General features: G+C 69.3%; 16 protein-coding genes. 3 read left to right on the top strand and 13 right to left on the bottom strand.

The genetic code is table 11. From position 1 onward, the window contains the following. Positions 1-78: 78 nt before the first annotated feature. The 8 genes from AB0I88_RS05130 to AB0I88_RS05095 form a co-directional block, all read right to left on the bottom strand. Complete coding sequence (locus AB0I88_RS05130; RefSeq protein ID WP_361018492.1) at positions 79-534, bottom strand: hypothetical protein; 456 nt, start codon at positions 532-534, stop codon at positions 79-81. A gap of 195 nt (positions 535-729) precedes the next feature. After that, entirely contained in the window at positions 730-1,734 is a 1,005-nt protein-coding gene (locus AB0I88_RS05125; protein WP_361018489.1) for a dipeptide ABC transporter ATP-binding protein, read from the bottom strand. Continuing rightward, complete coding sequence (locus tag AB0I88_RS05120; protein ID WP_361018485.1) at positions 1,727-2,758, bottom strand: ABC transporter ATP-binding protein; 1,032 nt, start codon at positions 2,756-2,758, stop codon at positions 1,727-1,729. Before AB0I88_RS05120 ends, AB0I88_RS05125 begins: the two co-directional genes overlap by 8 nt. 86 nt (positions 2,759-2,844) lie before the next feature. Next, positions 2,845-3,750: an ABC transporter permease gene (locus AB0I88_RS05115; RefSeq protein WP_361018482.1), complete on the bottom strand. Its 906-nt coding sequence runs from the start codon at positions 3,748-3,750 to the stop codon at positions 2,845-2,847. Next, positions 3,743-4,669: an ABC transporter permease gene (locus AB0I88_RS05110; RefSeq protein ID WP_361018479.1), complete on the bottom strand. Its 927-nt coding sequence runs from the start codon at positions 4,667-4,669 to the stop codon at positions 3,743-3,745. Before AB0I88_RS05110 ends, AB0I88_RS05115 begins: the two co-directional genes overlap by 8 nt. Before the next feature lie 131 nt (positions 4,670-4,800). Next, entirely contained in the window at positions 4,801-6,435 is a 1,635-nt protein-coding gene (locus tag AB0I88_RS05105; RefSeq protein ID WP_361018476.1) for an ABC transporter substrate-binding protein, read from the bottom strand. A 242-nt stretch (positions 6,436-6,677) separates the two neighbouring features. Next, on the bottom strand, positions 6,678-7,346 hold the full coding sequence (locus AB0I88_RS05100) for a response regulator transcription factor (RefSeq protein WP_361018474.1): 669 nt from the start codon (positions 7,344-7,346) through the stop codon (positions 6,678-6,680). Further along, positions 7,343-8,602 (bottom strand): PspC domain-containing protein, encoded by a 1,260-nt coding sequence (locus tag AB0I88_RS05095; RefSeq protein ID WP_361018471.1) that lies wholly within the window; start codon positions 8,600-8,602, stop codon positions 7,343-7,345. The genes AB0I88_RS05100 and AB0I88_RS05095 overlap by 4 nt, the downstream gene beginning before the upstream one ends. A 132-nt stretch (positions 8,603-8,734) precedes the next feature. On the opposite strand from AB0I88_RS05095, the gene AB0I88_RS05090 reads away from it, so the two are divergent. From AB0I88_RS05090 to AB0I88_RS05080, 3 genes are all read left to right on the top strand, one after another. Further along, entirely contained in the window at positions 8,735-10,057 is a 1,323-nt protein-coding gene (locus AB0I88_RS05090) for a PspC domain-containing protein (RefSeq protein ID WP_361018468.1), read from the top strand. Positions 10,058-10,130: 73 nt separating this feature from the next. Then, on the top strand, positions 10,131-10,457 hold the full coding sequence (locus AB0I88_RS05085) for a hypothetical protein (RefSeq protein WP_361018465.1): 327 nt from the start codon (positions 10,131-10,133) through the stop codon (positions 10,455-10,457). Between the two features lie 55 nt (positions 10,458-10,512). Then, a complete protein-coding gene (locus tag AB0I88_RS05080; RefSeq protein WP_361018462.1) occupies positions 10,513-11,757 on the top strand; it encodes a phosphatidylserine decarboxylase in 1,245 nt (414 codons plus the stop codon). Positions 11,758-11,904: 147 nt separating this feature from the next. On the opposite strand, the gene AB0I88_RS05075 is transcribed toward AB0I88_RS05080, so the two are convergent. The 5 genes from AB0I88_RS05075 to AB0I88_RS05055 form a co-directional block, all read right to left on the bottom strand. Beyond that, entirely contained in the window at positions 11,905-12,792 is an 888-nt protein-coding gene (locus AB0I88_RS05075; protein ID WP_361018907.1) for a CDP-alcohol phosphatidyltransferase family protein, read from the bottom strand. 265 nt (positions 12,793-13,057) lie between these two features. Then, positions 13,058-13,948, bottom strand: a complete 891-nt coding sequence (locus AB0I88_RS05070; protein WP_361018459.1) for an NUDIX domain-containing protein — start codon at positions 13,946-13,948, stop codon at positions 13,058-13,060. 66 nt (positions 13,949-14,014) lie between these two features. After that, a complete protein-coding gene (locus AB0I88_RS05065; protein WP_361018456.1) occupies positions 14,015-14,962 on the bottom strand; it encodes an NUDIX domain-containing protein in 948 nt (315 codons plus the stop codon). A 130-nt stretch (positions 14,963-15,092) separates the two neighbouring features. Next, positions 15,093-16,640: a glutamine-hydrolyzing GMP synthase gene (gene guaA, locus AB0I88_RS05060; RefSeq protein ID WP_361018453.1), complete on the bottom strand. Its 1,548-nt coding sequence runs from the start codon at positions 16,638-16,640 to the stop codon at positions 15,093-15,095. A 38-nt stretch (positions 16,641-16,678) separates the two neighbouring features. After that, entirely contained in the window at positions 16,679-18,523 is a 1,845-nt protein-coding gene (locus tag AB0I88_RS05055; protein ID WP_361018450.1) for a S8 family serine peptidase, read from the bottom strand. Positions 18,524-18,528: the final 5 nt, after the last annotated feature.

The raw sequence follows: 18,528 nt of genomic DNA, 5'->3' as shown, positions 1-18,528 counted from the left end.
GTCCCGCCGACGAACGACCGCAGCCGGACCGACGAGGGTCCGGCTGCGGTTCGGGGAGAGTGGACTACCCGCGATCGGTCACTGGTTGTTGATGATGAACGGGCTGTCGTCGATGTCGCCGTGCACCCAGGTGTTGAAGCGGGAGCCGTAGCCGACGAAACCGTCGCCGTTGTGGCGGAAGTGGTAACCGCGGTAGTAGTCGCGGAAACCGGGACGGCCCCAGTTCCAGTGGTCGCGGTCGACCTCGAGCGCCCACACGCCGCGGCGGTAGCCGACGCGGACCAGGTCGCAGTCGTAGTCGTCCCAGTAGCCGCGACGCTCACCGATCCAGCCGACCCGCTCGCAGCCCCGCAGCGAGCGGAAGTAGCCGACGACCTCGTCGCCGTAGTGCGGGTAGTACTTCGCCGCCTTGCTGGTCGAGGGCTTGGCCGGCGCCTTGTCACCGCCGTCCGCCGCCAGCGCCGGGGCGCCGGCACCGATCCCTGCGAGAAGACCGAGTCCGGCCATCGTCAGAGTCCGGAGCACCTTGTTCATACCGTTTCCTCACTTCCGATCAGTTCGGTTCTCGATTACCAGACTCTCTCATATCGGACATAAAACCCATGGTTAATTAACTAGTACTTTTAGTCACGAAAGTGTGATTTTCGGTTACGCAAGATGGCCGGATGATCTAGGGAAAACGGCAACGGGCCGGGAGATCAGTGATCTCCCGGCCCGTTGCCGTGATTCTCAGCGGCTCGCCGCGTACCGGATCTCCGCGAAATGACACGCGCTGGGATGCGGTGAGCGCTCCCTGATCTGCAACAACGGCTCCTGTTCGGCGCAGACGGGCTGTGCCTTCCAGCAGCGGGTCCGGAACCGGCAACCGGACGGCGGGTCAGCCGGCGACGGCACGTCGCCCTCCAGAACGATCTGGTCGCGCCGGCCGCGCAGGCGCGGGTCCGGGACCGGCACGGCCGAGAGCAGAGCCTGGGTGTACGGGTGAGTCGGCTGATCGTAGATCGCCACGTCATGACCCTGCTCGACGATCTTGCCGAGATACATGACGGCGACGCGGTCGGAGATGTGCCGGACCACCGACAGGTCGTGCGCGATGAAGATGTACGACAGCCCGAAGTCGTCCTGGAGCCGCTCCAGCAGGTTGATCACCTGGGCCTGGATGGACACGTCGAGCGCCGACACCGGCTCGTCACAGACGATGATCTCCGGCTTCAGTGCGAGTGCCCGGGCGATTCCGATCCGCTGCCGCTGGCCGCCGGAGAACTGGTGCGGATAGCGGTTGATGTGGTCCGGGTTGAGACCGACCGTGTCGAGCAGGTCCTGCACGGCCCGCTGCCGCTTGTCCTTCGGCACCACCTCGGGATGGATCTCGAACGGCTCGCCGATGATGTCGCCGACCGTCATCCGCGGATTGAGCGAGGTGTACGGATCCTGCAGCACCATCTGGATGTTGCGGCGTGCCCGGCGCATCGCCGAACCGGAGAGCCGGGTCATGTCCTGGCCGCGCACCATGACCGAGCCCGAGGTCGGCTTCTCCAGGCCGACCAGCAGCTTCGCCAGCGTCGACTTGCCGCAGCCGGACTCGCCCACCACGCCGAGCGTCTCGCCCCGGCGCAGTTGCAGGTCCACACCGTCGACCGCGCGGACCGCGCCGATCTTGCTCTTGACGAGGATCCCCTGGGTGATCGGGAAGTGCTTGACCAGTCCCCTGGTCTCGAGGACGACGTCACTCACCGAGGACCTCCCGGAAGAAGTGGCAGCGCGCGGTACGGTGCGGCGCGATGGCGTACGCCGGGGGCGCCGGATCCTGACGGCAGGGATCCTTGGCGTACCGGCATCGGGGGTTGAAAGCACAGCCCCGCGGCACGTCGGTGAGCGCCGGCGGCAGGCCGCGGATCACGCTGAGCTGCTGTCCTTTGAGGTCCAGCCGCGGGATCGACTCGAGCAGCGCCCGGGTGTACGGGTGCCCGGGACGGGCGTAGATGTCGTAGACCGGGGCCTCCTCGACGACGCGGCCCGCGTACATCACGGAGATCCGGTCGGCGACGTCGGCGACCACACCCATGTCATGCGTGATCAGGATGAGGCCCATGTTGCGCTGCCGCTGCAGTTCCGCGAGCAGGCCCATGATCTGCGCCTGGACGGTCACGTCGAGAGCCGTGGTGGGCTCGTCGGCGATCAGCACCTCGGGGTCGAGCGCCAGCGCCATGGCGATCATGACGCGCTGCCGCATGCCACCGGAGAACTGGTGCGGATAGTCGTTCACCCGGCTCCGCGCGCTCGGGATCCGGACCTGGTCGAGCAGATCGACGGCCCGCGCCTTCGCGTCCGACCGGGACATGCCGCGGTGCGCCCGGAACAACTCGGCCAACTGGAAGCCGACGGTGTAGACCGGGTTCAGCGCGGACAGGGCGTCCTGGAAGATCATCGCGATCCGGTTGGCGCGCACCTTGCGGCGCTGGGCCTCCGGCAGCTTCAGCAGGTCGACACCGCGGTAACGGATCTCGCCGGAGGTGATGTGCCCGGGCGGGCTCTCCAGGATGCCCATGATCGCCTGAGCGGTCACCGACTTGCCGCAGCCGGACTCGCCCAGGATCGCCAGGGTCTCGCCGGGCGACAGCGAGAAACCGGCCCCGTTCACCGCCTTGGCGACACCGTCCCGGGTACGGAACTCGACGTGCAGGTCGTTGATCTGAAGCAGGGGCGCCCGCGGATCGATCCCGGGCAGGACGTCCACCTGTGCCTTCATGTCAGTCATGCCGTCACCTCCGCGTCGCTCCGGCGCCGACATGACTCAGCGGCTGAGTTGGCTGATTCGCTCGCAAGCTCGCTCATGGGGTTCAGTCACCGCAACTTCGGGTCGAAGGCGTCGCGGATGGCGTCGCCCAGCATGATGAAGGCCAGCACGGTGGCGGCGAGGAAGACCGACGGCCAGATCAGCGGGTGCGCCGCGATCCGGGCATAGTCCTGTGCCTCGGCGATCTGCAGGCCCCAGCTGATCGCGTCGCCCTTGAGGCCGACACCCAGATAGGAGAGCGTCGCCTCGGCCGCGATGTTGGTGCCCAGCAGGATCGTCAGCACCACGATGAACGAGGCCATCGAGTTCGGCAGGATGTGCCGGAGCATCAGCCGCGCCGGGCCGGCCCCGAGCATCCGGCCGGCCGCCACGTAGTCCTGGCTCTTCACCGCGATCACCGAGGAGCGCATCACCCGGGCCGCCGACGTCCACGTGAGCAGGCCCAGGGTGAGCGTCACGGCCCAGACGCCGTCGTCCGCACTGCCGGACAGCCGGCCGGAGAAGACCACCGCGCCGAGCAGGAACGGCACGCCCAGCATGATGTCGGTGAGCCGGGACAGCACCGCGTCGGTGGTCCCGCCGAAGTAGCCGGCGGACAACCCGAAGACCAGGCCGAGCACACCGGCCAGCAGGGTGGAGAGGACACCGACCTCGATCGAGGCGCGAGTGCCGTAGATGGTACGGGCGAAGACGTCGCAGCCCTGGAAGTCGTAGCCGAAGAAGGCGCTGCCGTCCGGGCCCTTGTGCTTGTTCGACAGCGCACAGGCGCCCGGGTCGGCCGAGGTGAACAGCGACGGGGCCAGCGCCATCAGCAGGATCAGGACGACCAGGACCGCCGACACCCAGAAGATCTTGTTGCGCCGCAGGTCCAGCCAGGCGTCGCCGGCCAGGCTCCGGGACTTGCCGCTGACGTCCGGCGCCTCGGCCACGGTGATCAGGTTGGGGTCACTCATAACGGATCCTGGGGTCGAGGGCGGCGTAGAGCAGGTCGACGACGAGGTTCACGACCAAGAAGATGATCACCAGAATGCTGACGAACCCGACCACGAGCGGGCCGTCCTCGGTGCGGATGCCGCGGGCCAGGTTGAACCCGACGCCCGGGATGTTGAAGACCTCCTCGGTGACGATCGCGCCGGACATCAGGACACCGAGATCGACACCGATCAGCGTGATCACCGGAATCAGCGAGTTGCGCAGCACGTGCACCCACGTGACCCGGCCGGAGGTCAGGCCCTTGGCGCGTGCCGTGCGCACGTAGTCGGCCCGCAGGTTCTCCACCACCGACGTACGGGTGACCCGCAGCTGAGTGGCGATGACCGTGGTGGCCAGCACGAGGGCGGGGAGCAGCAGCTCGTACGGTGTCGCGTCCTGGTCCGTGGTGGCCGGGAACCATCGCAGCTCCATGGCGAAGACCAGCTGGGCCAGCGGCGCCAGCACGACGATCGGCATGGCGAGCAACAACAGCGTCACCAGCAGGGTGCCGTTGTCGAACAGCCCACCGCGCCGGATGCCGGAATACACACCGGCCGTGACGGCGATGGCGGCCGCGATGAGGATGGCCATGAGCGCCAGCCGGATGGTGACCGGCCACGCGTCGGCCAGCATCTCGGAGATGTCGCGACCGGTCAGCGACTTACCCAGATCGCCCGTGAGCAGGCTCTTCATGTAGTACCAGTACTGGGCCAGGAAACCCTCGTCCAGGTGGTAACGCTCGGTGAGTGCAGCACGCAGGCTGTCGCTCACCGGTTTCTCGCCCGCCAGCGCCTGGATGGGGTCGTCCTGGTTGGCGAACATCAGCGCGAAGACTACGAAGGTGGCCCCGAAGAACGTCAGGATCATCTGTAGTAAGCGCCGCACGATGTAGCGGAACATTACGGGTCTTGGCCTCTTCCGCGGCACAGCGCCGGCCTTGTGGGCACGGCGACGACGATGAAGTGGGGCAACACAGCGGTGGCGTCACGGTCGCATGCTTTCCGTGACGCCACCAGAGTCGTGCGGTCAGATCAGGCGACCGTTTCGATCTCGTAGAGATCGACCTTCTTGAAGAGGTTCATCTCGACGTTCTGAACCTTCTCCGAGTAGCCGTACACGTTCTGCGAGAAGCGCAGCGGGATGACGGGCAGCTCCTGGACGAGGATATCCTCCGCCTGCTGCCACTTCTTGATCGCGGCTTCCGGCGTCGGCGCCTGAGAACCCTGCTTGAGCAAGTGATCGAAGGTGGAGTTGGACCAGCCGTAGTGGTTCGACGACCCGTTGGTGCTGTACAGCGGGCCGAGGTAGTTCTCCATCAGCGGGTAGTCCATGATCCAGCCGAGCCGGATCAGGCCGATCGGCTCGTGGGCCCGCGCCTTCTGCTGGAGAACCGAGAACTTCGGCTCCGGCATACCGGTGCAGTTCACCCCGAGCGACGCCTTGATCTGGTTGCAGGTCGCGTCGACCCAGGCCTTGTGACCACCGTCGACGTTATAGGTGATCTTGATTTCGGACGGGCCGCCGTTGTCCTCGTACAGAGTCCGGGCCTTCTGCGGGTTGTACTCACACGCCTCACCGCAGATGCCCTCGCGGTAACCGCGGACCACCGGCGAGACGAAGGACTTCGCCGGAATCCGGGAGCCGAGGAAGATCTGGTCGGAGATCTCCTCCCGGTTGATCGCCATCGAGATCGCCTTGCGGATCTCGGGCTTGGAGAACTCGGACTGGTACGTCGGGAAGCCGATGAAGTCGAAACCGGAGTTCTCGCTCATCTGGAACCGGTCGCCCAGGTCGGCCGACGCCTTGGAGAGAGCCTCGATCGGGATGTTCATCTGCACGTCGACGTTGCCGGAGACCAGGTCCGCGTACTGGGTCTGCTCGTCCTGGTAGATCTTCCAGGTGATGCCGTCGATCTTCGGGACCTGGCCCTTGAAGTCGCTGACCTTCTCCACGACGATCTTGTTGTCGTGCTCCCACTTGCCCTTGATCTTGAAGGGCCCGTTACCGATGATCTGGTCCTCGAAGCCCTCGGCGATCACGCCGGGCTTGGAGAAGGCGGCCTTGGGCAGCGGGTTGAAGACCGAGTAGCCGAGCACCGACTCGAAGCTGGAGAACGGCGCCGACAGGGTGATGGTGAAGGTCAGTTCGTTGACCTTCTTCAAGCCGGAGAGCTCGTTGGTCTTCGGCGTGGGAGCCTTCTTCGGGCCGGCCTTGTCCGGGTCCAGCGGGTTCAGCTCGGCGTAACCGGCGATGCGCTCGAAGAAGTATCCGCCGGTCTGGGCGTTCGGCCCGTAGGCGCCGTAGTTCCACGCGTCGATGTAGTTCTGCGCGGTGACCGGCTCGCCGTTGTGGAAGGTGAAGCCCGGCTTGAGCTTGACGGTCCACACCCGGTTGGTCTTGTCCGGCGTGATGGATTCCGCGGCGACCTCGACCGGCTCCTGCGCGCTGTTGAAGTTGACCAGCGGGTAGAACAGCGAGGACAGCACCTGCGAGCCACTGTCGTCGGTGGCGTTCGACGGAAGCAGGTGCTCAGGCTCAGAGATACCGATCACGATGGTGTTCGAGTTGGCGGTCGGATCCTCCGAATCGCCACCTCCGCATCCGGCGACCAACAAGGAGATGGCGGCCGCAGCGGCCGCCATCTTCCACGGGCGTTTCCCAGGCATGGGAGTGCCTCCTTCAGGGGCGCTCACGGGGGTTGTGTGAGTAGGTGCCACTGTGACACAGAGGCACCGAAACCCAGAGCGCCGTTATCAAGCCGATATTAGCCATCTACGTCCGCTAAAAGCCCCATGAGTGATGGTTTAGGCCTATTCGCCCATCCTGAACTGGGCATACTCACCGGGGCTTCCGGTTCGGCACGCAGCGCAGCTTATAGGAAGTCTGCCTGTAAGGCCCTCCGGGAGGGTCAGACCAGCCGCCGGTCGGCCGCCCATCGTGACAGTTCGTAACGGTTGCTCATCTGCAACTTACGCAACACGTTGGAGACGTGGGTCTCGACCGTCTTGATCGAGATGTACAGCTCCTTGGCGATCTCCTTGTACGCGTAACCCCGTGCGAGCAGCCGGAGCACCTCACGCTCACGGTTGGTCAACTGGTCCAGCTCAGGGTCGGCCACCGGCACGTCCGGCCGGGAGGCGAACGCGTCAAGCACGAAGCCGGCCAGCCGCGGGCTGAACACCGCGTCGCCGTCGGCCACCCGGCGCACCGCGGCGGCCAGCTCGTCCGGCGAGATCGTCTTCGTCACATAGCCCCGGGCGCCGGCCCGGATCAGGCCGATCACGTCCTCCGCGGCATCCGACACCGACAACGCCAGGAACCGGACCTGCGGGTGCGTACGGCGTACCGACTCGAGAACCGCCCGGCCACCGCCGTCCGGCATGTGCACGTCCAGCAGCACCACGTCCGGCTGCACCGCCGAGATCCGGCTGATCGCCTCGCTCACCGTGCTCGCCTCGCCCACCACGTCGACGTGCTGGCCCAACTCGGCCCGCACCCCGGCGCGGAACATGGCGTGGTCATCGACCAGGAAGACGTTGAGCCGCCGGGCCTCCGGCTCGACAACGGGCTCGGTCATCTCACTGACTCCTTACCGGCGGTCACGCTCTCCCTGGTGACGGGAAGCATCAACCGCACCTCGGTACCGTCTCCGGGGGCGCTACGGATCTCGGCCCGGCCACCGTGCCGCTGCATCCGCCCGATGATCGAACCACGAACCCCATGCCTGGTCTCCGCCACACCGCCCATGTCGAAACCGGCGCCCCGATCGCGGACGAAGACACTCAGCTCATCCTCCTCCACCTCGGCATAGAGCGAAACCGTCTGTACACCGGCGTGCCGGGCGGCGTTGACCAGAGCCTCCCGGGCCGCCGCCACCAGCGCCGCCACCCGGTCGTCGCACCGGGTGTCCCCCACCACGACGGTCTCCACGCTGATCGCGTAGGTGTCCTCGACCTCGGCCGCCGCCTGCTCCAGCGCCGCGGCGAACCGCTCGGTCGGCGACGAGGTGGGCCGGTAGAGCCAGTTGCGGAGGCTGCGCTCCTGCCCTCGGGCGAGGCGCTGCACCTCCTTGATGTCGGCGGAGTTGCGCTGGATCAGCGCCAGCGTGTGCAGCACCTGGTCGTGGATCATCGCGGCCAGCTCGGCCCGCTCCTGCTCCCGGATCCGGCCCTCACGCTCCGCGCGCAGCTGCCCGAAGGTACGCCAGACCAGCGGCGCCACCACCACGCCGACACCGAGGAGACCGACGAAGGCGAAGATCACGCCGTTGAAGACAGCGGACAGCGAGCCCGCCGGGGCGTACACCGCCACCACGCCGATGATGCCGACCGCGACCAGGATGCCGCCGCCGATGAACCGGAAGAGGAAGGACCGCCGGTCGGTCTCCGAGACGATCGCCGCGAACCACGGCGCCGAGGCCGGATTGTCGGTGTACGCGTCCCGCCGGCTCGGATCCGACTGGTGCCAGATCACACCGGCGCCGACCGCGATCACCGCGATCATCCAGCCCGCCGTCGTGCTCACCGAGTCGCCGAACAGCTGGGCCTGCAACAGCACCACACCGAGACCGATGGCCGCGAACGGCAGCAGAGCCGACAGGTCACGGCGAGCCGGCTGCTCGTCGTCGCGCGCCTCCTGCGGCAGCACCGCCCAGTAGGCCGCGTAGAGCAGCAGGCCGAGGGCGTTGAAACCGAGCAGCACGACGAGCGCGATCCGGACGCCGAGCACCGGCACACCGAGATGGCGGGACAACCCGGCGGCGACCCCGGCGACGATGCGCTGGTCACGCGGCCGGTACAGCCGGCGGGGTTGCGGCGGGGCGGCGATAGTCACCCCCCGATCGTCACACGCGACGCACCGGCGGGCCACGGGGAACTTCCCCCGCATCCGGGCCGGATATCTCAGGGTGGCCTCAGGGTCGTCTCCGGAGGCGGCTCGGGCGGCCCGCGGACCAGGATCGAAGCCATGACCGATGAAGCGCCCGGTGCCGGTCCCAAGGGTGACCAGGCACCTTCCGACCAGCCCGAGGGCTTCCCGCCCGGCTCCAACGTGCCGCCGTGGGTCGCCTCGGCCTCCGCGGCCTGGTCCCGCCAGCAGCTCGTCCGCCCCCGCAACGGCCGCTACGTGGCCGGCGTCTGCGGCGCCCTCGCCAGGGCCACCAACACCGACCCGGTCCTGTGGCGGGTCCTGCTCGGCGTGCTCGCCGTGCTCAGCGGCACCGGTGTGCTGCTCTACCTGATCGGCTGGCTGATCATCCCGTCCGAGGGCGACACGTCCTCCCCGGTCGAGTCACTGCTCGGCAAGGGCCGCTCCGGGATGGCGCCGCTGTCGGTGGTCCTGCTCGGCGGCGCCGCGCTGCTGACCTTCGCCTTCATCGTCAACTCCGGTGCCCGGGCCAGCATGCTGGCCGCGGCCGTGATCCTGGGGGCGTTCCTGCTGATCAAAAGGGGTGGCACGGCACCGTTCCCGGCGGCCGCGCCACCACCACCGGACGCCCCGCCGCCGTCCACGGAGGAGCCGACGATGGCGTTCGTGGCGCCGCCCGCGGCCGAGCCGGCCGGCGAACCGGTGAGCAAGCCGGCCACGTCCAGCGGGTACCGTCCGCCGTTCGCACCGCACGGGCCGTTCGCCGGCCCGCCCACCGCTCCGCCGCCGCCCTCACCGCCGATGGCGCCGCGCCCGCCGAAGCCGCCGAGGGAACGCTCGATCCTGGGCCGGCTGACGTTCTTCGCGGTCATCATGATGATCGGGCTGGTCGTCGCGATCGACATGAGCGGCGTCGACGTGTCGATCGCCACCTACTTCGCGGCCGCTCTGGTGACCACCGCCCTCGGCCTGATCGTCGGCACCTGGTTCGGCCGGGCCCGGGGCCTGATCGCGCTGGGTCTCGTGCTCAGCTTCGCCCTCGGTACGGCCACCGGGCTGGAACGCTTCGGCCGCGACTGGACGCCCAGCGTCTACCGTCCGGCCAACCTCGCCGCGGTCGCCGACGAGTACGCGTTCGACCTCGGCAACGTGACGCTCGACCTGCGCGGGGTCGACTTCACCGGGCAGACCCAGGCGATCACCGCCAGCATGGAACTCGGTCAGCTCCGGGTGGTCCTCCCACCGGAGGTGGACGCCTCGGTGACCGCCCGTGTCGAGGGCGGCCGGCTGGTCCTGTTCGGCGAGGAATACAACGACAGCAGCGCCCGCCAGGCCGACGACCTCGGCGCGGACGGTGCCGGCGGGGGCACGCTGCAACTCGATCTCCGGGTCGAGGCCGGAAATCTGGAAGTGATCCGATGAGCGACCTTGCGAGCGAATCATCGGGAACGGGTTCGAAATCATGGCGACGTCGGAGCGAAGCGGAGTTGATGTCATGAGACCGCATCGGATGGACGGGGTTTCGCTCAGCTTCGGGCTGATCTTCCTGGCGATCGCGTTCTGGTGGGCGGTCTCCCAGGTGGTCGCCGTCAACCTGCCTCCGGTGGGCTGGATCGTGGCCGGCGGACTGATCTTCTTCGGGGTGGCCGGCCTGCTCGGCGCGATCCGCTCCGGCCGCCGCGAGCCGCAGCCCGGCCCGGTGGCGGCGCAGGCCGCCGTCGATGTTCCCGGCGATCTGCCGCCGGAGATGCACGCCTCGATCGTGCGCGAGCTGCTCGACGATCCGGCCGGCAAGTTCGAGCGCGACCACCCGGCTCGTTGAGCCTTCGCCCCGCCCATCGGTCGGTGACCGATGGGCGGGGCAATATGCTCGCTGGATGACCGCGTTTCCGACCGTGTCCGTCACGCCCGTTCCCGGCGTGGGCGCCCGGGCCGCCCGCGCCCTCACCGCCGAGTTCGCCCGGCAGAACGCGGCCACGTCCGCGCTGCTGGTCGGCGCCGACCACGCTTCGGCCGTGGTGGCCGCCGCTGTCGAGGCGCTGCTGCCCGGCGACACCCTCACCCTGGTTCCCGGCCGTAACAGCAGCAGCGACCTGCTGCGCGGCCACATCACCGGCCTGGGCAGCTGGGTCGCCGATCGGGTGAGGGTCGTCGAGTCTCTCGACGAGGCCCAGCCCGCCGATGTCGTGATCGTCGGTGAGCCGCTGACCGGCACCGCCGACGAGGCCCGCGTCCTGATCGACCAACTCGGCAAATACCTGGCCGACGGCGCCGTCCTGTCGGTGGCGGTGCCCGCCGGGCCGGGGCGGACCGCCGGCGCCGCCGCGGAGCTCTTCCGTCAGGGCGCGCTGTTCGGTGTCGGCTCCGACCTGGTGGTCCGCAATCAGCCGCCGCTGCGGGTGCACAAGCTCCGGTTCAGCCCGGCGGAGGTGTCGTCGGCGGCGGTTCTGGCCCCGGCGTACCGGACGTCGAGCGTCCCGCTGACCCGTACGATGCACATCGACTCCAACGGGGTCGCCGCGGCCGGGATCGCGCTGGGCCTGGCCGCGCTGGCCCGCCGCGCCCGGCCGAAGTCGAAGCTCTGGCTGGTGCCGGCACTCGCGGCCGCTCCGGTCGCGGCCTTCTTCCGTGATCCGGAGCGTGACGTCCCGGCGGACCCGTCGGCGATCATCTCCGCCGCGGACGGCAAGGTTCTGTCCGTCGAGCGGATGCACGACGAGCGTTTCGGCCCGGGCGAGTTCCTCCGGATCGCCGTCTTCCTGTCGGTGTTCGACGTCCACGTCAACCGTGCCCCGGTGGCCGGCCGGGTGGCCGACTACTTCGTCGAGGAGGGCGGCTACGCCAACGCCGCGACCGCGGCGGCCGAGCACAACGTGGCCGCCTACACGGTTCTCGACACCGATCAGGGCACGGTCGTGGTGGCCCAGCGGACCGGCCTGATCGCCCGCCGCATCGTGCAGCGGGCCCCGGTCGGCACCCTGCTGGCGAAGGGTGAGCGCTACGGCCTCATCCGCTTCGGCTCGCGCACCGACGTCTACCTTCCCGCCGACCGTGCGGAGGCCCTGGTCTCCGTCGGTGAGCGCGTGGTGGGCGGCTCCACCGTGATCGCCCGATTCATCTGAGCGATCAGTGCCGACCGCGGGCTGATCAGAGTCGTTGATCGGCCCGCGTCGGCGGCGCCTGGTTTGCCGGGCAGTGCTGAGACAGCGTGTACGGCGAAGGCCGCCTCCCGAGCCGGGAGGCGGCCTTCGCGCGTGAAGCGGTGTGGATCAGACGCGCTTGGCGCGCATCCAGAGGATCGGGCCGCTGACCAGGTAGGTGGCGACGATCAGAACGAACGTCATGCGCGGCTGGATCAGGGCGCCGACGATCGGCAGGAGCCACAGCCACGGCGGGAGCCTGAGCAGGCGGGCGAGCTTCGCATACGGGAAGCTGGAGACCATCGCGAAGGCCAGCAGTGTGACCCCGGCGAGCTGGACCATGCCGGGCAGCGGCAGGCGGATCAGCACGGTGAGGGCCAGGACGGCGGCGGCCATCGTGGTGGGCACGCCGCAGAAGAAGCGGCCGTCCTTCGGCGAGACGTTGAAGCGGGCCAGGCGGATCGCGGCACACCCGGCCACCAGGGCGGTCGCGACCGCGGCGGCGGCCTGCGGAACCTCGTCGGCGAGCGACGCGTAGACGACGACCGGGGCGGCCAGGCCGAACGAGCACATGTCGGCGAGCGAGTCCATCTGGGCGCCGAACGGGCTGGCGACGCCGAGCTTGCGGGCGAGAGCGCCGTCCAGGCCGTCGAACACCACGCAGGCCACCAGGCAGGCCGCGGCGATCCGAACCTGACCGTCCATGGCCAGGAAGATCGCCAGCAGGCCGAGGCCGAGGCTGGCCAGTGTGCAGGCGTTGACGAGGGCGAAGCTCGCGCGGCGGGACATGGTGCGCTCACCCGGCAGCAGCGGAATGGAAGCCGGCGCCGGGTCGGCCCCGGCGATGGACACCTCCACAGGAACCCCCGGCGCGGGAATCGTCAGAGTCCGCACCGGGTCGGAACCGATGTGCAAGACCTCGGCCCGGGTCGCGGTGGCGGCCCGCCCGGTCTCAGCGGAACGGCGGCCCACCCGAACCAACAGGGCTTGCCGCGCGAGAGTCCCGCCGCGGCGCAGCCGGCCAGCCCAACGACGCCCGGCGGGACGGGGACTATCCGTCGTTCGACGCCGGCGCCAAGGGGTACTCGGCACGTGCTTCCTCCATGGAGTTCGGTTGTCCCGCCGGGTTGTCGCGAGCCCGGCGAAATTGCGGGTTACACCATCGCACAGCCGGACGGCCTTGGCGAGAGGGCGAACAGTCCTGGAGTGCAACGACGAGAGCCATCCGTTTCATCCCTCGCGTGGTGCGACGGACACCTCATCGACCTTCCGTGTGACGATTTTAGCCCGTACGGCCCAGCACATCCCGGGTCAGTTCGGTGAGCAGCAGTCCGTCGAGTTGTTCGGGCGTGAACCAGGCGGCCTCGGCGGTGGATCCACCGGCCGCCTCGGTGACCCTCGCGACGGTGGGCCGATCGACGGTGACCCGGTAGACGACGCGGAGGACGTGCCAGTCGAGCGGCACTCCTTCGGGGCCGAGCGCCGCCGGATCGTACCGGTGCGAAACGCCCACCAGACCGGTGATGCGGCCGTGCTGGGACGTCTCCTCGTACAGCTCCCGGGCGACGGCGGTCTCCGGGGTCTCGCCGAAGTCGGTGCCTCCGCCGGCCAGGTGCCAGAGCCCGGCTCCGGGGTATCCGTCGGCGATCAGGGTCAGCAGGACTCGGCCGTCCGGGTCGGTGGCCAGGGCGTACGCTCCGAATCGCTGAATCCGCCCGGTGCGCTCCGGCTCACCGGCGGGCACCTCGGGGGCGGCGTGTTCGAAGCTGACGCCGAGCACGCCGGCCGTGAAGGGCAGCAGCGGGCGAGCCGCCACCTCGGCCGGGGTGAGCCATGCGGCGACGTCGGTGGTGCCGGCCGTCTCGGGGCGCAGCTCGCCGCCGGTCACCTCGACGTCGTAGATGATCCGGTCGGTGTGCTCGACGGAGTCGTCGGGGAGCCGGGCCAGGTCGGCGAGCACGGTGCGCAGCCCGGTGATCCGCACCCGCAGGCCGGTCTCCTCGGTGAACTCCCGGACCACGGTGTCGTCCGGGTGCTCGCCGTGGTCGATGCCGCCGCCGGGCAGGGACCAGACGCCGGGGAAGGCCGACTCGTCCGATCCGCGGGTGAGCAGCACTCGCCCGTCCGCGGTGCGGCACACGCCGTACGCCGCGGCTCTTCTCCTGATCTTCACTGTGCCCGGGTCCTGTCTCGTGGATCGTGTGGGAGCGAGGCTCTCGCGTGATCCACGAGACCGGACCTAGATTAGCCTCGCCGCACGCAACGCATCGGCGGTCACCTCGGTGAGCTGGTCGTGGGCCAGCTCGGCGACCTGCTTGAGCGGCATCCAGCGGGCCTCGCAGGTGGAGCCGCCGACGTCGTGGATGGTCACCTCGGTGGGGTGGTCGACGACGACCTGGTAGAAGGCGCGGACGCCGTGCCAGTCGATGGGGTAGCCCTCGGGGCCGAGCGAGGCGGCGTCGCGGTGGCTGGCCACGCCGAGCAGCGAGACGAGGCGGCCCCGTTGTCCGGTCTCTTCGACGAGTTCGCGGATCAGGGCGGTGCCGGGCTGTTCGCCGTAGTCGGTGCCGCCGCCGGGCAGGTGCCAGCAGCCGGCGCCCGGGTAGCCGTCGGAGATCCGGGTGAGCAGAAGGTTCTCGTACGGGTCGGTGGCGATGGCGTAGGCGGCGAACCGCTGTGCCCGGTGCAGCCCGTCCGGCCCCTCGTACGCGTAGAAGGAGGGGAAGACCGGCGCTTCTTCGGGCCGCAGGTCGCCGGAGGCGGTGGACAGCCCGAGCGCGGCCGCGGTGAACGGCCGCAGCCTCAGTTTCTCCGCCTCTTCGAGGGTGTGCCAGCGGGCCAGGTCGGTGGGGTGGCCGACCCGGTCGATGAGGTTGCCGCCACGGACCGACACGGTGTAGACGAGCCGGTCGGTGTGGATGGTGACGCCGCGGTGCGGCATCGAGCGCATGTCGGCGAGCACGTCCTGGAGCCCGGTGACGGTGACGGACAGGCCGGTCTCCGCCGCGGTCTCGCGGACGACGGTGTGATTGGGATCTTCGCCGTGATCGACGGCGCCGCCGGGCAGCGACCAGACGCCGGGCGTGCCGGATCTGGACGAGGCCCGGACCAGGAGCACGCGGCCGTCGCCGTCGCGAGCGACGGCGTAGGCGGCGATCCTGCGGAGCGGTTCAAGTGCGGGGGTCACGGGCGGCATTCTGCCCGGAATATGTTACCTCTCAAGAACTTTTGTCAACTTCCTGACAGTGGGATAGCGGTGCGTAATGGCAGCTCAGGGCGGCTCACGCCGCCCTGGGCGATTGATCCACTACTGTCCGTCACTCCCACTCGATGGTGCCCGGAGGCTTGCTCGTGACGTCCAGAACCACCCGGTTGATCTCGGCGACCTCGTTGGTGATCCGGTTCGAGATCTTGGCGATCAGGTCGTACGGCAGGCGGGACCAGTCGGCGGTCATGGCGTCCTCCGAGGACACCGGCCGCAGCACCACCGGATGCCCGTAGGTCCGCCCGTCACCCTGCACGCCCACGCTGCGCACGTCGGCGAGCAGCACCACCGGGAACTGCCAGACCTCACGGTCCAGCCCGGAGGCGGCCAGCTCCTCGCGGGCGATCAGATCGGCCGCCCGCAGGATGTCGAGACGCTCCCGGTCGACCGCGCCGATGATCCGGATCGCCAGGCCGGGGCCGGGGAACGGGTGCCGCTGCACCATCTCCTCCGGCAGGCCGAGCTCCGCACCGAGCGCCCGCACCTCGTCCTTGAACAGGGTGCGCAGCGGCTCGATCAGCGCGAACTGGAGGTCGTCGGGAAGGCCGCCGACGTTGTGGTGCGACTTGATGTTCGCCGTACCGGAGCCGCCGCCGGACTCCACCACGTCCGGGTAGAGGGTGCCCTGCACCAGGAACTCGACGTGCCGCTCGGCGTCCAGCTCGCGGGCCGCCTGCTCGAACGTGCGGATGAACTCCCGGCCGATGATCTTGCGCTTCCGCTCCGGGTCGGTGACTCCGGCGAGGTGACCGAGGAACTGCTCCGAAGCATCGACGACCTTGAGCCGGATGCCGGTAGCGGCGACGTAGTCCTTCTCCACCTGCTCGGCCTCGCCGGCCCGCAGCAGACCATGATCGACGAAGATGCAGGTCAGCTGGTCACCGATCGCCTTGTGCACGAGCGCCGCGGCCACCGCCGAGTCGACACCCCCGGAGAGCCCGCAGATGACCTGCTTGTCGCCCACCACGGAACGGATCAGGTCGACCTGGTCGTCGATGATGTTGCCCGGGGTCCAGGTGGGCTCGATGCCGGCGATGTCGTACAGGAAGCGCTTGAGCATCTCCTGGCCCTGCTCGGTGTGCGCCACCTCGGGGTGGAACTGCACACCGGCCCGCCTGGAGGTGAGGTTTTCGAAGGCCGCGACCGGGGCGCCCGGGGTGGAGGCGGTGACCTCGAAGTCGACCGGGGCGACCGTGACGCTGTCGCCGTGGCTCATCCAGACCGGCAGGCCGGCCGGCAGGTCGCGGAGCAGGGTGCCGCCCCGGCTCTCCAGCGCGGTCCGCCCGTACTCCCGGGAGCCGGTGTGCGCGACCGTGCCGCCGAGCGCCTGAGCCATCGCCTGGAAGCCGTAGCAGATGCCGAAGACCGGCACGTCATGAGCGAAAAGGCCCGGGTCGAGCGTGGGCGCGCCCGGCTCGTAGACGCTGGAGGGGCCACCGGAGAGGATGATCGCGGCGGGATTCTTCGCCAGCATCTCGGCCACCGGCATCGAGTGCGGGACGATCTCGGAGTAGACACGGGCCTCGCGGACCCGGCGGGCGATCAACTGAGCGTACTGGGCGCCGAAGTCGACGACGAGAACGGGACGCGGGGTACTCACCCGGCGAGTTTACTCATCGGGCGAGCACCCCGAGCCCGTCAGGCCCGGTAGTAGGTGCGGATCGTGGTGTACCGCACGTTGCCGGCCTTGTCGTACGCCCGGACCCTGACCTTCATCGTCTTCTTCTGGCTCGCCACCTTGAAGGTGAGCTTGTAGCCGGCCGTCGTGTCGGTCGCCACCACCTTGCCGTTGACCAGCAGCTGAACCTTGCTGATCCCGGACTTGTCAGCGGCCTTCGCGTACACCTTGACGGTGCCTTTGACCTTGGCTTTGCTTGCCGGGGCCTTGGTGATCGACAGGGTCGGGAGCACGTTGTCCGCGATCACCGTCCGGGCCGGCAGCCAGGTGACGTTGCCGGCCTTGTCGTGCACCCGCAGCTGGACCGTGATCGCGCCGTTGCGGCCGGCCGTCTTCAGCACCGGGGCGAACGGGGCGGTGTAGTCCCAGCTGTGCCACTCGCCGTCGGCGTAGAGGGTGACCGCCCGGATGCCGGACCAGTTGTCCTTCAGGCCGAGCGGGGTGATCGCCGCGTTGCCGTGGACCTTGGCGTTCTGCGCCGGGCCGGTGCCGGTGCCGGTCGGCGGGGTGATGTCGGTGCCCCTGGTCAGCGCGGCGGCCGCGTCGACCATGCCGTACTTGTTCCAGGCGCCGTTCTTCCGGGCCGAGCTGGTGATCGCTTGCAGCAGGCTCCAGCCGCTGTAGTTCGGGTTCTTCGACTTGACCAGCGCGGCCACCCCGGCGACCAGCGGCGACGAGAACGACGTGCCCCGGATCTCGTAGTAGTCCTTGACGACCACGCCGGCGCTGTCGCGGACGGTGACCCAGCAGGACTCGCGGCTGTCCCAGCAGTAGCCGCCGTTCGGCCTCATGCCGGCGGTGATGGCGGGCGCCGAGACGTCCACCCAGCTGCCCTGGTTGGAGAACGAGGCCCGCTCACCGGGATTGCCGGCGTTGCGGGTGTTGGTCCCGCCGACCGCGAGCACGTCCGGGTACGCCGCGGGGTAGCTCTTGATGTCCTTGCCGTCGTTGCCGGCCGCCGCGACCACCAGCACGCCCTGCCCGCTGGCCCAGGCGACGGCGTCCTTGAGGACGGCCGACGACCGGTAGCCGCCGAGCGACATGTTGATGATCTTCGCGCCCTGCTTGACCGCGTAGATGATGCCCTGGGCGATCTGCGTGTGACTGCCCGAGCCTTTGCTGTTGAGCACCTTGACCGGCAGGATCCGGCACTGGGCGCAGACGCCCGCCATGCCGGCCGAGTTGTTCGGCGTGGCGGCGATCAACGAGGCGACGACGGTGCCGTGCCCCTCGTCGTCGGACGCGTTGCCGTCCTGGTTGGAGAAGTCGTAGCCGGGCAGCACCTTGCCGGCCAGGTCGCCGACAGCGGTCACGCCGGTGTCCAGGACCGCTACCTTCACGTCGGCGCCGGTGGTGGTGTCCCACGCGGTGGGCACCCGCAGCTGCTTCAGCTCCGGCTGGCGGCCGGCCGTGTAGTACGGGTCGTTCGGCGTCACGTCGAGCTTCTTGACCAACGGGTCGACCTGCACGTACGAGACGTGGGGGTCGACCTTGAGCGCGGCCGTGACCGCGGCGGCCCGGGCGCCCGGCACCTCGATCGACTTGGCCCGGATCTCGCCGAGCAGGCGGCGGGCCACCGAGCCCCTCGCGTCGGCGCCGGCCAGGCCGAGCCGGCTCAGGCTGGGCAGGTCGACGTCGGAGTCGACGCCCGCCCGCAGACCCACGATCAGGCGCACCGGCAGTTCGCTGCCGGAGCCGGCGACCGGACCGTCGACCGAGGCGTAGGCGACCGAAACGATGCCGGCGCCCGCGACGAGGGCCGCGGCAGCGATACCGACGACGATGCGCCGGTGAGTGGATTTCATTCTCG

The organism is Actinoplanes sp. NPDC049802 (genome assembly GCF_040656595.1).
Classification (GTDB): domain Bacteria; phylum Actinomycetota; class Actinomycetes; order Mycobacteriales; family Micromonosporaceae; genus Actinoplanes.
The sequence above is the reverse complement of the archived record's forward strand: the minus strand, read 5'-3'. Positions and strand labels throughout refer to the sequence as shown.

Excerpts from the sequence above, each read along its gene's own strand:
- AB0I88_RS05120 (WP_361018485.1), bottom strand. The coding sequence starts at position 2,758 with ATGACTGACATGAAGGCACAGGTGGACGTCCTGCCCGGGATCGATCCG.
- AB0I88_RS05100 (WP_361018474.1), bottom strand. The coding sequence starts at position 7,346 with ATGACCGAGCCCGTTGTCGAGCCGGAGGCCCGGCGGCTCAACGTCTTC.
- AB0I88_RS05130 (WP_361018492.1), bottom strand. The coding sequence starts at position 534 with ATGAACAAGGTGCTCCGGACTCTGACGATGGCCGGACTCGGTCTTCTC.
- AB0I88_RS05085 (WP_361018465.1), top strand. The coding sequence starts at position 10,131 with ATGAGACCGCATCGGATGGACGGGGTTTCGCTCAGCTTCGGGCTGATC.
- AB0I88_RS05105 (WP_361018476.1), bottom strand. The coding sequence starts at position 6,435 with ATGCCTGGGAAACGCCCGTGGAAGATGGCGGCCGCTGCGGCCGCCATC.
- AB0I88_RS05055 (WP_361018450.1), bottom strand. The coding sequence starts at position 18,523 with ATGAAATCCACTCACCGGCGCATCGTCGTCGGTATCGCTGCCGCGGCC.
- AB0I88_RS05110 (WP_361018479.1), bottom strand. The coding sequence starts at position 4,669 with ATGTTCCGCTACATCGTGCGGCGCTTACTACAGATGATCCTGACGTTC.
- AB0I88_RS05115 (WP_361018482.1), bottom strand. The coding sequence starts at position 3,750 with ATGAGTGACCCCAACCTGATCACCGTGGCCGAGGCGCCGGACGTCAGC.
- AB0I88_RS05080 (WP_361018462.1), top strand. The coding sequence starts at position 10,513 with ATGACCGCGTTTCCGACCGTGTCCGTCACGCCCGTTCCCGGCGTGGGC.
- AB0I88_RS05090 (WP_361018468.1), top strand. The coding sequence starts at position 8,735 with ATGACCGATGAAGCGCCCGGTGCCGGTCCCAAGGGTGACCAGGCACCT.